Origin of the sequence: Shewanella sp., from assembly GCF_013214165.1 — a bacterium.
Taxonomy (GTDB): Bacteria; Pseudomonadota; Gammaproteobacteria; order Enterobacterales; family Shewanellaceae; genus Shewanella.
This window is the reverse complement of record NZ_JABSSM010000019.1, coordinates 1-15814: the sequence shown is the minus strand read 5'-3', so window position 1 is coordinate 15814 and position 15814 is coordinate 1. Positions and strand designations below refer to the sequence as shown.

Here is a 15814-nt window from a genome sequence, read left to right as displayed (position 1 = left end):
CATAAGATACAGTGATAATTATATAGGGATATAAGATGAAAATGAAATACTTAGCGGCGGTGATCGCTGCAAGTTTAACGTTATCCGCCTGCACGGCAACCACTGCTGACTCTAGCAATGGCGCGTCACAGCAGTCAGCCGAAAATAGTGCCAATAAAGTCTTTAGCCAAAAGTATTTATTTAAAGAGTTAGCTAATGGTTTACGAGTATTAGTGGTGAAAACAGACTATCCAGATCTTGTTTCAGTACAAATTCCTGTGTCAGTTGGCTCTCGTGATGAAGATGAAGCAGGTAGAACCGGCTTTGCGCATTTTTTTGAACATATGATGTTTAAAGGCTCTGATAAATATCCACAAGATGTTTATTCAGAATTATTTAAAAATGCCGGTGTTGACAATGGTGCTTACACGACCAATGATTACACCAATTATCACTTAGATTTTTCTAAAACTCATTTAGATAAAGTATTAGAGATTCAAGCGGATCATTTTAAAAACCTAAAATATACCGATGCACAGTTCAAAACTGAAGCGTTAACGGTAAAAGGCGAATACTTAAAAAACAATGCTAGCCCAATTCGGAAGCTATTAGCGGCTGTGCGAAAAGAAGCATTTGATACTCATACCTATAAACATACCACAATGGGCTTCTTTGAAGATGTAGAGGCAATGCCTGAGCAAATTGCTTATGGTAAAAAATTCTTCGAACAGTTTTATAAGCCAGAATATGTTTCTTTAGTGATTGTTGGTGATGTGGATCCACAAGCAACAATGGCGCTGGTAGAAAAGCATTGGGGCAGTTGGAAAAAAGGTGATTTTGTTAATGAAATCGCGCAAGAGCCAAAGCAAGAAGCCGCGAAGTATGTTCATGAAAAGTTTGATGGTTTACCAGGTCATTGGTTATTAGTTTCTTATAAAGGCTCTGATTGGCAACTGAAGGAAAAAGATCGCGCTGCTTTAGATTTAATTTCTGAATTATATTTTTCAGAAAACTCAGCATTGTATCAAGAGCTAGTGGTAGATAAGCAGTTGGCGAGCCAAATGTTTAACTACAATCCTGAAACTAAAGATGCGGGCTTACGTCACGTATTTATCAAAGTGAATGAAGAAAATGATTTAGCGATTGTCCGTGATGCGGTGAATAGTACCTATGCACAAGCACGTACCGAGCTTGTTTCTGCAGAAAAACTTGATAACTTAAAATCTAATTTAAAATATAGTTTTGTCAATAGCTTAGACTCTTCAGAGTCTATAGCGGCAACACTAGCCGGTTATATGCACTTTGATCGTGATCCAGAAACAATTAACCACCTATATAACAGCTTTGACAGTATTTCAGCTGAAGATATCAAAGATATCGCCAATCAATATTTTATTGATGAAAACCGTACAACAGTCACGTTATCAGCATTAGATCAAATTGCTGGTTTTACACAAGAAGTTGACTTAAACGCTGCTGTGGCAAAAATCGAGATGAAAAAGGCTCATCCTAGCGCTCCGCTGTTTTCGGTATTAGACAAGACTAATGATTCGCCGTTGATTGATGTTAATTTCCTGTTTTATACCGGTGCCGCAGCAGATCCTGCAGGGAAAAAGGGCGTGGCGGCAATGACCGCGCGCATGTTAACCCAAGGTGGTTCACAAACGCGTAGTTATAAAGACATTCAGCAAGGTTTATATCCTTTAGCGGGACAGTTTTCGTCTCAGCTTGATAAAGAAATGATGTCATTTACCGGTCGTGTTCACAGAGACAATGCGACGCAGTGGTATCAACTTATCAGTGATCAATTATTGAACCCGGGTTGGCGTGAAGACGATTTTAAGCGTCTGAAGAAAGAGTTAATTGATGACATTAAATCAGGGCTTAAATCTTCTAATGATGAGGAGTTAGGTAAAGAGGTGCTTTATAGTGAGCTTTATAAGGGCCATGCTTATGAAAACTTCAATAGTGGTGATTTATCTGACTTAGCAGCGATCACCATTGAAGATGTTAAGGATTTTTACAGCACTCAACTTACGCAAGCTAAATTACACTTGGGTATCACTGGCGCTATGCCGAGTGCGTTAAAAGCACAATTAATGACCGACTTAACGGCGTTGCCTGTTGGTGATGAAAAGCGCTTAACGATTGCCAAAGCGCCGACTTTAAAAGGCCGTCATGCGACAATTATTGAAAAGAATGCACAATCTACCGCTGTTTCTTTTGGTTTCCCAATCGATATTATTCGCAATGACAAAGATTGGGCAGCACTTTGGTTAGTTCGTTCATATTTTGGTGAACATCGTAGTTCTAACAGCTACTTGTATCAACAAATACGTCAAGCGCGTGGTATGAACTATGGCGATTATTCTTATATTGAATACTTCCCGCGTGGTATGTACCAAACTAAGCCTGACGCAAACTTAGGCCGTTCAAGTCAGATTTTCCAAGTTTGGTTACGTCCTTTACGTTCAAATAATGATGCGCATTTTGCTACACGTGCCGCTTTATATGAGTTGGATAAACTGATTGAAAATGGCATGAGCGAAAAAGACTTTCAGTCGACACGTAATTATTTAACTAACTATGCGCCGCAATTAGTTGCTAGCCAAGACCAGCAGTTAGGCTACGCACTTGATAGTGAGTTTTATCAAACAGAAGAGTTTGTAAAATATGTACGTGATCAGTTTGCCAAACTAACGTTAGCCGATGTCAACCGTGTTATTAAGGAAAACTTACAAACTGATGATATTCATTATGTTTTCATATCAGCCGATGGTGAAGATATGAAGCAACGCTTATTGTCTGAACAAGCATCACCGTTAACCTATAACAGTGACAAGCCCGCAGAGCTTTTAGCCACCGATAAAATTATCGAAAGCTACAAGTTAACGCTACCGGCGAAGAATGTTGAAGTTATTGCCGTTGACAAGGTTTTTAAATAAGGAGTTCAAATAAGCCCTAACCATAGTTAGGGTTGAACCCACTGACCTTCAGATACTTTATTAAACACCACGCTTGACGTGGTGTTTTTATTATTAACAAATACATTTTTAAGAAAAATAGTAAGAAAAATAGAGACAAAAAAAATAGAGACAGCCATAGTTAATGGCGTGACAGAAAAATAGAGACAGCCATAGTTAATGGCGTGATGTTTAACCACCTACTAAGCTTTAGATATGGGTTTAAAGTAGGAGTTAGCGATGCCACGCCCAAGAAGAACTCAAGTCAGTATCGAAGACACATCTTGGTACCATTGCTGTAGCCGGGTAACTAGAAGAGCCTTCCTCTTTGGAGAGGATAAGTTCACAGGGAAAAACTATAATCACAGACGAAACTGGGTAGAAAATCAGTTACTTAAGCTGGGTGGGATATTTTCAATAGATGTAGTAGCATATGCAGTGATGTCGAATCATCTGCATGTGGTACTTAAAATTGACATTTTTCAAGTAAATAGCTGGACAGATAGAGAGGTGGTAGAGCATTGGCACCAACTGTTTAAAGGAACGGACTTAACCCAAAGGTTTGCTAAAGGTGAATTAGTTGCAGAGCAAAACCTATCTCAGCTAAGACATTCAATTGCTCAATACAGAAGCCGATTAAGTGACATCAGTTGGTTTATGCGCTGTCTCAATGAGCCAATCGCGAGGAGGGCGAATAAAGAGGATAACTGCACTGGGCATTTCTGGGAAGGGCGGTTCAAAAGCCAAGCGTTACTCGATGAAGTGGCAGTGCTGGCTTGTATGGCATATGTAGAACTCAATCCCATACGCGCAAAGATGGCTAAAACACCAGAAACCTCAGACTACACTAGCCTTAAAATGAGAGTAAAAGCAGCTTTAAAAGACCAACAGCCGGCAAAGCTATTGCCCTTTATTGGGGATGAGCGACTCAATCAATCTAAAGGAATCAATTTTGTTCTGAAAGATTATCTTGAACTTGTTGATGAAACCGGCAGGATAATCCGTGATGACAAGCGTGGGAGTATTTCTACCAGTTCGTCTAAGATACTCAACAGGTTGAATATATCACCAGGTAACTGGATAAAGATGACCTCTGACTTTGGTAAAATATTTCATGGCCCTGTTGGGACAACCCAAGAGCTTACAAATTACTGCGACCATCTACAGAAAAGACGTCGTCATTTTGCTAAGTGCTGCAAGTACCTGGAAGATGGCTGCGGTGCTTTTCAAGATAGTCATTAGCTGATTTTCCCTCCTTTACAATTATTTCTACTTAAACAGCTTGAGTTCACCAGCCTTGCCTGAAAATCGATATTTTAGCTAGAAATTCCCAGTTCGACGATGGTAATGGACAGAAGTTGCAGTTATATCGGTAATCACTGAGCTTTCTGTACGTTGAACTGAAAGCTCGTTATTGCAGCGTTATGTTGTTGATTTATTGTGGGTGGCCTGATTAAACGGCGGATTTATTGTGGGTGGCCTGATTAAACGGCCTGATTAAACGGCCTGATTAAACGGCGTGATTAATCGGTTTTGTGGGTGGCGTGATTAATCGTGATTAATCGTGATTAAACGACGTTAGCAAGGTCTTCGCGGCTGAAGACGCTCCTGCCAGTAAGCTTAAATTGTGATCACACTGACACATTGATACTTTAATCACAGAGATGAATAATCCGCTGTAGATGCGGCTGTGGGCTTAGGTTTCAGGGCGAAGTTTCACACTGTGAGGCTCTTTGAGCGAGAGACTGGGATAATATGGCATTTATCGGGACTATCCCAGGGAGAATCTGACCGACAGTGACACCTAAAATAGCCGCAAATTTTCATTTCATTATTTTACCTGCATTTAAACCTGAGTCTTGCTGGTTTATTAGACGTTTGGTTAAGTTTCCGTACCAATAAGAATCGTTACTTGCTAGGATCGCTTTTTTGCTCCGAGTAATGGGATCTGACTTGAGTTCGCAACCACATCCGCTATCAAACAATTATCTAAAACTCTGCTATCAGGCCGATGCCTCGAAGATCAGGCGTCGTCTCTTCAGGCTCAATAACGAGGCTGATTCGGATAAGAAGCGGGCTAATCTGGACCAGCTCGAAGCTCAGGCCGTTGCTGCATTCGAAAAGGTTGAGCGGCGTCGCCGAGATCGTCCCGAGATCACCTATCCCGAAAGCCTGCCTATTTCTCAGAAGCGAGATGAGATTGCCAGGGCGATTGCCGGCAATCAAGTGGTCATCATAGCGGGTGAAACCGGCTCGGGTAAGACGACTCAGCTGCCAAAAATATGTCTGGAGTTAGGTTTAGGTTGCCGTGGTCTCATAGCCCATACTCAACCTAGGCGACTCGCGGCGCGGAGTGTTGCCAGTCGTATCGCCGATGAACTCAATAGTCCACTCGGTGAGGTGGTCGGTTTTAAAGTTCGCTTTGCCGATGCCATCAATCAAGATTCTTATATCAAGTTGATGACCGACGGTATCTTGCTGGCTGAGCTGACCCATGATAAGTTTCTCGACCAGTACGACACCATCATAATAGATGAGGCCCATGAGCGAAGCCTGAATATCGATTTCATCTTAGGTTATCTCAAGAATGTATTAAAGAAGCGCCCGGATTTGAAGGTGATCATCACCTCGGCGACCATAGATCTGGATAAATTTTCCAAACATTTCAACGATGCCCCCATTATTCAAGTCTCGGGGCGTACCTATGAGGTTGAGACTCGCTATCGTCCCTTGCTGCGTGATGCGGGAGAAGATCTGGACCTCACCGAAGGCATATTCGAAGCTGTCGATGAACTGGTTGCCGAAGGGCCCGGTGATATTTTGATCTTCATGAACGGTGAGCGTGAGATCCGTGATGTGGCGGATCAACTCAATCGCCGTCAGTACCGAGATACCGAGATCTTGCCCCTCTATGCGCGCCTGTCATACGGCGAGCAGTCTAAGGTATTTAAGAGTCATATTGGCCGCAGAATAGTGCTGGCGACTAACGTAGCCGAGACCTCATTGACGGTTCCCGGCATTCGTTACGTCATCGATCCCGGTACTGCTAGGATCAGTCGTTATAGTTATCGCACTAAGGTGCAACGTCTGCCCATCGAGTCCATCTCACAAGCCAGCGCTAATCAGCGTCAGGGACGTTGTGGTCGTGTCGCTGCGGGCATTTGTATCCGTTTATTTAGTGAGGATGATTTCAATAACAGACCCGAGTTTACCGATCCTGAGATCTTAAGGACTAATCTGGCCTCGGTTATTCTCAAGATGCTCTCAGTAGGTCTTGGCGACATAGAAGCATTTCCTTTCTTGCAGCCGCCAGACCCTCGCTATATCCGTGATGGATTCCTGCTACTGGAAGAATTAGAAGCGGTGAAAAAGTCTCAAGGGCGCTTAGCCTTGACGACACTGGGCAAGCAACTTGCACATATTCCCGTGGATCCGCGTCTGGCCCGTATGGTTATCGCGGCGAACACAAATGGCTGTCTTCATGAAGCCTTGGTGATCACCTCTGCATTGTCGATTCAAGATCCAAGGGAACGTCCCATGGATAAGAAGCAGGCGGCCGATGAGGTGCACAAGAAGCACAGCGATAAGGATTCAGATTTTGTCTCCTTCGTTAATCTGTGGGATCACCTCAAGCAGCAACAAAAATCTCTATCCAGCAGCCAGTTTAGAAAGCAGTGTAAGAAAGAATTTCTTGCCTACATGAGGGTGCGTGAGTGGCAAGATCTCTATGCCCAGATGAGACAAGCCGTGCATGATTTGAAGTGGCGTCTCAACAGCGAGCCTGCAGATTATGAACTATTGCACAAGTCTCTGCTCACGGGTCTGTTGAGTCATGTTGGCTTTAAAGACAAAGATAATGAATATTTAGGCGCCCGTAACCGTAAATTCTTCGTGTTTCCAGGATCGCCCCTGGCGCGCAAGGGGCCTAAGTGGATCATGGCCGCTGAGCTCACCGAGACCTCACGCCTGTTTGCCCGCTGCTGCGCCAAAATTCAACCCGAGTGGATCGAGCCTTTGGCCGAACACCTGGTGAAGAAAAACTATCTTGAGCCACATTTTGAGGCGAAGCAGGGCAGTGTGGTGGCCCTTGAAAATCAGATCCTCTATGGACTGACCATAGTTAACCGCCGCAAGACCCAATACGGCCCAGTCAATCCACTGGAGGCCCGTGAGATTTTTATTCGCAGCGCCTTAGCCGATGGTGAGCTGAGAACCAACGAAGCCTTCTTTATCAAGAACCGTAACTTGCTTAAAGAGGTCGAGAACTTAGAACATAAATCTCGCCGCCGCGACATCTTGGTGGATGAGCAGGTGTTGGTGGATTTCTATGAGCCCAGAATTCCTGAGGGGATCTATAACGCGCCTAAGTTCTTTAGCTGGTGGAAGGCTGAGCGTAATAAAACTCCAGATCTATTAGATTTCGAGCGTGAGCAATTGATGCAGCGAGGAGATGATCACATCTCGGCGCTGGATTTCCCAGACTTTTGGCATCAAGCAAATCTTAAACTCTGCTTGAGCTATCATTTCGAGCCTGCGGCCGAGGATGATGGCGTGGCGGTGCACATTCCTGTGGCACTGCTCAATCAGATAGAAGATGTGGATTTCGATTGGCAGGTTCCGGGCCTGAGAGAGGAAAAGTGTATCGCCCTGATCCGCGCTCTGCCTAAGAGTCTCAGGCGTAATTTCGTCCCGGCGCCCGATTATGCTAATGCCTGTATGCAGGCGATGAAGCCCTTCGAAATGAGTTTCATCGATGCCATGTGTAAGCAGTTGCTGCGCATGAGTGGCGTTCGTGTGAGCATCGATGACTTCGATCTTAGCCAACTCCCTAAGCATCTGTTGATGAATTTCAAGGTAGAGGATGATAATGGCAAGTTAGTGGCTCAAGCTCGAGATATTGAGCAGCTCAAAGCCAGCCTTCAAGGCCAGGTGACTCAAGCAATCCGCAAGGTAGCCGATTCTGGTATCGAAAAAACTGATTTGACCCAGTGGTCCTTCGGCGACCTGCCACAGGCGTTTAAACAGAAGAAAGGCAACTTTGAGGTCAAGGCGTTCCCCGCATTGGTGGACGATAAATCCAGTGTTTCTATCAAATTATTTGATGATGAAAATGAGGCCATTCGCTCCCATCAACTAGGTCTGCAGCGCTTGTTGTTAATTAACATTCCTTCACCGGTGAAGCATCTGCAGCAGACCCTACCAAATAAGGCTAAGCTGGCCATGTATTTTAACCCCTTCGGTCAAGTACAGATCTTGCTGGATGATATCTTATCGGCGTCTGTGCAGCAGCTACTCGATGAGAAGGGGCTTGATGTTCGCTGTGAGTCCGATTTTGAACAGGCTAAAGATTGGGTGAGGCAAGAACTCAATCCAACGGCGGCTAAGATTGCCCTCAGAGTCGAAGAGATACTGACGCTTTATCAAAAGGTGAAGAAGCGATTGAAGGGCAAGATAAGCCTGGATATTGCCTTCGCCATGAGTGATATCAAGACTCAGTTGGATAAACTCGTGTTCAAAGGTTTTGTCGAGGCTTGTGGTTGGCAGCGTTTACCCGACATGGTGAGATATCTTAAAGCCGTCGATAATCGCTTAGACAAGTTGCCTGTGGATCCCAATCGTGACCGCTTGCATATGCACAGCATTGCCAATGTGCAGCAGGAGCTGGAGGGTCAGTTAGCTAAAGTGCCCAGATCGGCGGCCACGCCTGAGTCCTTGCTCGAGGCTAGGTGGATGATAGAGGAGTACCGTGTCTCCTGTTTTGCTCAGATCTTGGGGACGGCTTATCCTATCTCAGAGAAACGTATCTTGAATCAAATCAAGCAAAACTAACTTGCCAAATTAATCGGTAGCATACACCTGATTAATCATTACAAGCACTGACCTCATGGTCGGTGCTTTTTTTGTGTCTCTCACCTACCACTTAAGTTATACCTACCTCATATTGTTAACCTCCCAGATTGATATTTATACGCTGTCAACTCCTTGTTTAGACTATGCTGAATAGTCATAGCTGATGATTTAGGTGCTTGCCAATCTGCCAAGGCAGTTAATTTAGTGGATTCATCATTTATTTTGTTAAAAACGATGATCCAGATCAAGCTAGTTAGTCTTTACCAAATTGTGGGTATACAGTTTAGTTACACATTAGGATTATGATCCACAGCAAGAAGGAACTTGATAAAACATAACGTTAATTACCACCAAACCTGGAGTCATTTTTATTGACTCACCTTGCTTAGGGTCATAACCCTAAGTTGGAGTGCTTATGAGTTCCACAGCCAAAGAAAAGAAAAAATTAGGCTTTGCAATCTGGTTGGCCAAGCAGCGCCATGTCAGTATTTTTCCCCAGATAGATAAGGAACGCCCACATGTCGTTACCTGAGGCGCATATCTCAAGCCTACTTGTTCAGGTTAGCCCTGAGCATTTAGATGAAACTAAAAAAAGAATTGCAGCATTTGATGAAGCCGAAATTTATGGTGTGAGTGAAGTCGGAAAAATCGTTGTAGTCCTAGAGACTGAAGCAGAAGGCTTTATTACCGATGTTATTGAAAAAATAATTAATATGCCAGGCGTGCTCGGTGCCTCTATGGTTTATCACCAAATTGATATTGGAACCGATACCGATACCAATAACCTAGCCCCTGATAATAGCGATAGTGTTAGCGAGGAACAAGTATGAAAATGTCTAGACGTGATTTTATTAAAGCCAATGCAGCGGCATCTGCTGCGGCACTTGCAGGGATCACTCTTCCAGCCACTGCAACGAATTTAATTGCATCGACTGAAGAGTCAAAAATTCATTGGGATAAAGCGCCTTGTCGTTTCTGTGGTACAGGTTGCTCGGTACTTGTCGGGACTCAAGAGGGTCGGGTGGTTGCGACTCAAGGTGACCCAGAAGCTCCAGTAAACAAAGGGCTTAACTGCATTAAAGGCTATTTCCTCTCTAAAATCATGTACGGTTCAGATAGGCTAACGCAGCCGCTTTTACGTCAAACTAATGGCAAATTTGATAAAAATGGTGACTTTGCGCCGGTAAGTTGGGATCGAGCCTTCGATATCATGGCTGAGAAGTGGAAAGCGGCGTTAAAAGAGAAGGGGCCAACCAGTGTGGGTATGTTCGGTTCTGGCCAGTGGACCGTAATGGAAGGTTACGCCGCGTCTAAGATGATGAAAGCGGGTTTCCGCTCAAACAACTTAGATCCCAATGCGCGTCACTGTATGGCTTCAGCCGTTGGTGGCTTCATGCGTAGCTTCGGTATCGATGAGCCAATGGGTTGTTATGATGATTTTGAACATGCCGATAGCTTCGTTCTGTGGGGCTCGAACATGGCCGAGATGCATCCAGTGTTATGGTCTCGCATCACTGACAGACGCTTGAGTCATCCCCATGTGAAAGTGCACGTATTATCCACCTATTACCATCGTTCATTTGAACTTGCTGATAAAGGTTATATCTTTAAGCCGCAAACAGATCTAGCAATAGCCAACTATATTGCTAATTACATCATTGAAAACGATGCAGTGAATTGGGATTTTGTTAACAAGCATACCCATTTCAAGCAAGCCACTACCGATATTGGTTATGGGTTAAGGGACGAGCATCCCCTGCAAAAAAAGGCAGCTAACCCCAATGTAGGTAAAATTCATTCAATTGATTTTGAACAGTATAAAAAATCAGTAGCACCTTATACGCTTGAAAAAACAGCTGAAATGACCGGCCTAAGTGAAGATAAACTGCTGATACTCGCTAAGCAGTTCGCCGATCCTAAGATAAAGGTGATGTCACTTTGGACCATGGGGATGAACCAACATACCCGTGGTGTGTGGATGAACTCTCTGGTGTATAACATTCATCTCTTAGTCGGCAAGATATCACTACCGGGTAATGGCCCATTTTCATTAACAGGCCAACCATCAGCCTGTGGTACAGCACGTGAGGTGGGTACCTTCTCTCATCGTTTACCCGCAGATATGGAAGTAGCAAACCCAGAGCATCGAAAGCGTGCTGAGAAGCTGTGGAAGATTCCACAAGGCACTATTCCACCCAAGCCGGGTTTCCACGCCGTGGAGCAAGACCGTAAATTAAATGACGGTGTGCTTAATGCTTACTGGACAATGTGTAGTAACAACATGCAGGCCGGTCCCAACATCAATGGAGAGCGCTTACCTGGTTATCGTAATCCGAAAAACTTTATAGTCTGCTCTGACCCATACCCAACGGCGACGGGACAAGCTGCTGACTTGATCTTACCGACAGCCATGTGGGTGGAAAAAGAGGGCGCTTACGGTAATGCTGAACGTCGTACTCAGGTTTGGTATCAGCAAGTTAAAGCGCCAGGTGAATCGAAATCCGATCTTTGGCAGATCATGGAATTTGCAAAACGCTTCAAAATTGAAGAGGTGTGGACCGAAGAGCTGATAGCAAAAATGCCAGAAGTACGTGGTAAGAATATGTGTGAAGTGCTATTTGAAAACGGCCAGGTGAACAAGTTTCCATTATCAGAAGCGCAAGCGCTCAATGATGATGCCAAAGACCAAGGTTACTATGTACAAAAAGGTCTATTTGAGGAGTACGCCAGCTTCGGACGTGGACATGGCCATGATTTAGCGCCATACGACCGCTACCATCAAGAGCGCGGTTTACGCTGGCCTGTCGTCGATGGCATAGAGACAAAATGGCGCTTTAAAGAGGGCTCAGATCCCTATGTTGGCAAGGGTAAAGGATTTGAATTCTATGGCAAGCCAGATGGCAAGGCATGGATAATCTCGGCACCTTACGAGGCGCCACCAGAGTCTCCAGATGAAGAGTTCCCCCTGTGGTTATGTACGGGTCGTGTACTTGAGCATTGGCATACGGGAACAATGACACGCCGTGTACCTGAACTGTACAAGGCCGTTCCTGATGCACTTTGCTACATGCACCCAGATGATGCTAAGTCTCATGGTGTGCGTCGTGGTGATGAAGTGTTAATGAGTAACAAGCGTGGTGAAATTCGTGTGCGTGTCGAGACTCGAGGGCGTAACCGTCCACCAAAAGGCTTGGTATTTGTGCCTTTCTTCGATGCGCGTATTTTGATTAATAAACTCATTTTAGATGCAACCGATCCGATATCTAAACAGACAGACTATAAAAAGTGTCCTATTAAAATCACTAAAGTAGGATAAGGCGGGGTTATGATGAACAAATTAATTTTAATAACGTTGAGCATGACTTTTACTCTGATCAGTGGTTTTGCAGTCAGCCAGGATCGGGGTATAGGTGGCGTCGAGTCTTTGCGCGGTAGTGCTGAGTTAGAAACCACGAGAGCGGCAGATCCTATGAAGAAAGTGCCGCGAGATCAGGTGGATATTGAAAGCAGTTATGTGTTTCAGCCACCTCTGATCCCGCATCACATCAGGAGCTATGAAGTCTCACTCAATGCTAATAAGTGCTTATCATGCCATGGCTGGAAAAAAGCCAAGCAGATGGGTGCCACTAAAATCAGTGTGACTCACTTCACTAATCGACACGATGAAGTGTTGGCTGATGTGTCTCCTAGACGATATTTTTGCCTGCAGTGCCACGTGACACAAGCAGATGCTAAACCGTTAGTGGGTAACTCCTTCGAGCGTGTTAAATCACTGCAATAACAACATAGGCAGGTAAAAATATGAAATGGATTATTAACGCCTTAAAAGGCATCTGGAACATATTGAGGCGGCCCAGTAAAGCCGCCGTAGGTATCGTTCTATTTATGGGCTTTGCTGGTGGACTCATGTTCTGGGGTGCCTTTAACACAGGTATGGAAGCGACAAACACTGAAGAGTTTTGCTCTGGATGTCATGCCCCCATTGTGGCGGAAATTCAAGAAACGATTCACTACGCTAACCGCTCCGGTGTTCGTGCTACCTGTTCAGATTGTCACGTACCTCATGCTTGGACGGATAAAATCATCCGTAAGGTTCAGGCTTCTAAAGAACTGTTTGCTTATTATGTGACTCAAACCATTAACACACCCGAGAAGTTTAAAGAGCGACGAGCTCATTTGGCCGAAAGGGAGTGGGCAAGAATGAAAAGCAACGACTCTCTAGAGTGTCGTAATTGTCATAACTTTGAATTTATGGACTTCTCAGAGCAGAGCCCACGCAGTGTCAGGCAGCACTCTACGGCGCTTGCCAGTGGTGAAAGTACCTGTGTGGATTGCCACAAGGGTATCGCCCATAGATTGCCAGATATGCACCAAGTTGAAGGTTGGAATTAAGGAGCCATTATGAGTACATTAGAAAATGTTATATGGCATGTCCTGGGCTACGGCGCCATGCCGGTCATTATACTAGGTGGTTTTTCTGTCGTGGCACTTGCCTCTATTTGGATCCTGTCCAAAACATCAGATAAGTAAAGGGGCTTGTTCCAGTCGCCAGAGAGCGGGGCGAGCTAAACAATAAGAGATGCAATAAAACCTAAAAGCCTGACGTTAATATTAACGTCAGGCTTTTTTATTCGCTGCGCGTTCACTGAACGGTCTGCTAGGTCATCATGTATGCCTATAATCTGGTTTCTGGTTTCTGGTTTCTGGTTCCGAGTCTAGTGCCCTAGGCAGGATAGACTTGCTGCACCGACTCTATGATCATCTCTCTAAGCCAGCGATGACTGGGGTCTAAGTCAAAATGCCGGTGCCATAGCAAGACATAGGTCCCAGGCACGAGTTTAGTGGGCACAGGCAGTGTGACTAGCTGATAATGTCCCAACATCTCATTGGCGTATTTTGCCGGGGAGCAAAGAATGAGATCGCTTTTTTCACAGAGCTGCATGGCACAATTAAAGTCGGTGAGATTAATGGCGATGTCTCGTTTCAGATGCTGTATCTGCAGCACATCGTCTAACAGCCATTGGGCGATGCCGCCAAAGCTCACTTGCAGGTGACGATGCTTAAGAAACGTGTCTAAGTTCCACTCTTCTTTTAATAAGGGGTGGTCTTTTCTTACCAGGCACACTGAGTGATCACGAGTCAGCTCGATATAATTAAGCTCTTGGGGCAAGTTTTTTATGTGTAAAAGCGAGCGTTCATCCCATTCTCGGCACGCTATCCCCATGTCGGTTTCACAGCGCAACAGTTTATCCATGCTCTGACTGTGCCAGGTTTTACTGTCTATGCTGATATTCGGTGCCTGCTTGAGCAGTTCAGGCATGAAATAGGGGTAGGTGAGTGAGTAAGCCGTCTCAACCAGTTCGATACGAAACTTTCTGCGGCTCAAAGAGGGATCAAACTCACTGGGACGGGTCAATTGTTCAACCTGGTTGAGTACACGTCTCAATTCTGGTGCCAGTTGCTTGGCCTTAGGCGTCGGCCTCAGACCATAAGCCGTGCGTTCAAACAGCTTATCGTCGAAGGTTTCTCGTAGTTTTGACAGTTGTTTACTCACCGCCGATTGGCTCAGGTGTAGACGCGTCGCCGCGGCGGTGACACTTTGCTCTTCGAGTAATACTTCCAATACAGTTAACAGGTTAAAGTCAAAATTTTTCAATTGGCTACCGCCATTAAGAGGAAAATGTTTCCGAGTAAACTAAATACTTGTGCTTGGCCTAGTGTAATTAATTTTATTCGAAAGACAAGGTGGTGATTGGCACAAACATAGCGCCTCAGCCATAGTTATAGTGAGTTGAGTTTGACATGATTGGAGAAGCCGAGTGATACATTCCAATAAACATTATTTACTGTTAGCATTATTTCTCCTGCTGATATTTGTCAGTTTTACGGTGACGGCAAATACGATGTTAAATCCCATGGGGCAAAACATTGGCTCAACCATGAGTGCCAGCCAGGTTTCTCACCCGGCAGGACTCGGTATCGATTGGTTTTAATCGGGTTCAGGCCTTGTTATTGAGTTGGCGCATTATGTTGTGGCTGAGGTAGTCACTGAAATCGTCACCTTGGTGTTGTAGCATCTTGGGGAACATGGAGATGGGGGTGAGTCCTGGAAAGGTATTAATTTCATTGAGGAGAATTTCATTGTCCTCGGTGAGAAAGAAGTCGATACGGGACAGGTGACTGAGTTTCATGCCCTTGAATACCTTGACCGCATATTCACGGATCTCCTGGCTCACACTGTCACTAATATCGGCCACTACCTTGGTTTCTGCTTGACTGTTTTCGGCGTACTTCTCATCGAAGGTGTAAAAGGTATTGGTCGCACAGATGATCTCACCTGGCTTGGTCGCGATAATCTTGCCATCTATTTCATATACGGCCACTTCCAGCTCTCTGGCTTCAATGGTCTTCTCGACGATGACATAGGGCGAATAGTTGAAAGCTTGTTGCAATGACTCAGTTAATTCCTCTTGGCTGTCGACACGATAACAGCCCACAGAGGAGCCTTGTGAGGCGGCCTTGATGAATATCGATCCCCAAGAGCTCAGAGCCTGCTGAGCTTGAGTGATGGCATCATCATTGAAGTCATTGAGAAAAATATAGGGGGTATTGGGGATCCCAAGCGCCGAGAACCACATCTTGGCGGTGACCTTGTTGAAGCAATTACGGCTCGCTTCTGAATCGCAACCGAAATAGGGCAAGTTAATCAGCTCGAAATAGGATTGAATGTCACCGGTTTCTCCCGGATAACCGTGGATGCAGGGAATGACGTAATCTACCGGCCAGGACGCCTTGTTGTCATCATCGAAACGTATCTGTTTGCGATTGGTCAGCTCACAGAGTTCACCTTCTTGAGTGCGATAATGGCCCTGAGCGTCGAGCTCAACTTTCAATACGTTGATATGGGCTATTTTAGCCAGTGATGTCTCAAAAAATTTGGCTGACATCAGTGAGATTGCGTGTTCATCCCCACCGCCGCCACATATTAACAGTAGATTCGTTTGGCTCATTGTCTCTCCATA

The 15814-nt window shown here is 44.9% G+C and carries 11 protein-coding genes; 9 read left to right on the top strand and 2 right to left on the bottom strand.

What is annotated here, in order from left to right:
* The first annotated feature begins 35 nt into the window (after window positions 1-35).
* The 8 genes from HRU42_RS06380 to HRU42_RS06345 all read left to right on the top strand — a co-directional run bounded on the left by HRU42_RS06380 (window position 36) and on the right by HRU42_RS06345 (window position 13322).
* Entirely contained in the window at window positions 36-2924 is a 2889-nt protein-coding gene (locus HRU42_RS06380) for a pitrilysin family protein (protein ID WP_295029627.1), read from the top strand.
* A 258-nt stretch (window positions 2925-3182) separates the two neighbouring features.
* Complete coding sequence (locus HRU42_RS06375) at window positions 3183-4184, top strand: transposase (protein ID WP_295029625.1); 1002 nt, start codon at window positions 3183-3185, stop codon at window positions 4182-4184.
* 699 nt (window positions 4185-4883) lie between these two features.
* On the top strand, window positions 4884-8771 hold the full coding sequence (gene hrpA, locus HRU42_RS06370) for an ATP-dependent RNA helicase HrpA (RefSeq protein WP_295029777.1): 3888 nt from the start codon (window positions 4884-4886) through the stop codon (window positions 8769-8771).
* Between the two features lie 539 nt (window positions 8772-9310).
* The gene (locus HRU42_RS06365; protein ID WP_295029624.1) at window positions 9311-9622 is read left to right on the top strand and encodes a chaperone NapD; all 312 of its coding nucleotides are present in this window, start codon (window positions 9311-9313) and stop codon (window positions 9620-9622) included.
* Window positions 9619-12108 carry a nitrate reductase catalytic subunit NapA gene (napA, locus tag HRU42_RS06360; protein WP_295029622.1) on the top strand — a complete coding sequence of 830 codons (2490 nt, stop codon included), beginning with the start codon at window positions 9619-9621 and terminating at the stop codon, window positions 12106-12108. Before HRU42_RS06365 ends, napA begins: the two co-directional genes overlap by 4 nt.
* 9 nt (window positions 12109-12117) lie before the next feature.
* On the top strand, window positions 12118-12573 hold the full coding sequence (locus HRU42_RS06355) for a nitrate reductase cytochrome c-type subunit (protein WP_295029620.1): 456 nt from the start codon (window positions 12118-12120) through the stop codon (window positions 12571-12573).
* A gap of 20 nt (window positions 12574-12593) precedes the next feature.
* Entirely contained in the window at window positions 12594-13184 is a 591-nt protein-coding gene (locus HRU42_RS06350; RefSeq protein ID WP_295029619.1) for a NapC/NirT family cytochrome c, read from the top strand.
* 9 nt (window positions 13185-13193) lie between these two features.
* Entirely contained in the window at window positions 13194-13322 is a 129-nt protein-coding gene (locus tag HRU42_RS06345) for a TIGR02808 family protein (RefSeq protein WP_295029618.1), read from the top strand.
* Window positions 13323-13515: 193 nt separating this feature from the next.
* Here HRU42_RS06345 and HRU42_RS06340 read toward each other — a convergent pair whose 3' ends face one another.
* On the bottom strand, window positions 13516-14448 hold the full coding sequence (locus HRU42_RS06340) for a LysR family transcriptional regulator (protein WP_295029617.1): 933 nt from the start codon (window positions 14446-14448) through the stop codon (window positions 13516-13518).
* 163 nt (window positions 14449-14611) lie between these two features.
* Here HRU42_RS06340 and HRU42_RS06335 point away from each other — a divergent pair, with 163 nt between their 5' ends.
* A complete protein-coding gene (locus tag HRU42_RS06335) occupies window positions 14612-14785 on the top strand; it encodes a hypothetical protein (protein ID WP_295029616.1) in 174 nt (57 codons plus the stop codon).
* Window positions 14786-14791: 6 nt separating this feature from the next.
* On the opposite strand, the gene HRU42_RS06330 is transcribed toward HRU42_RS06335, so the two are convergent.
* Window positions 14792-15802 (bottom strand): D-alanine--D-alanine ligase, encoded by a 1011-nt coding sequence (locus HRU42_RS06330; RefSeq protein ID WP_295029775.1) that lies wholly within the window; start codon window positions 15800-15802, stop codon window positions 14792-14794.
* Window positions 15803-15814: the final 12 nt, after the last annotated feature.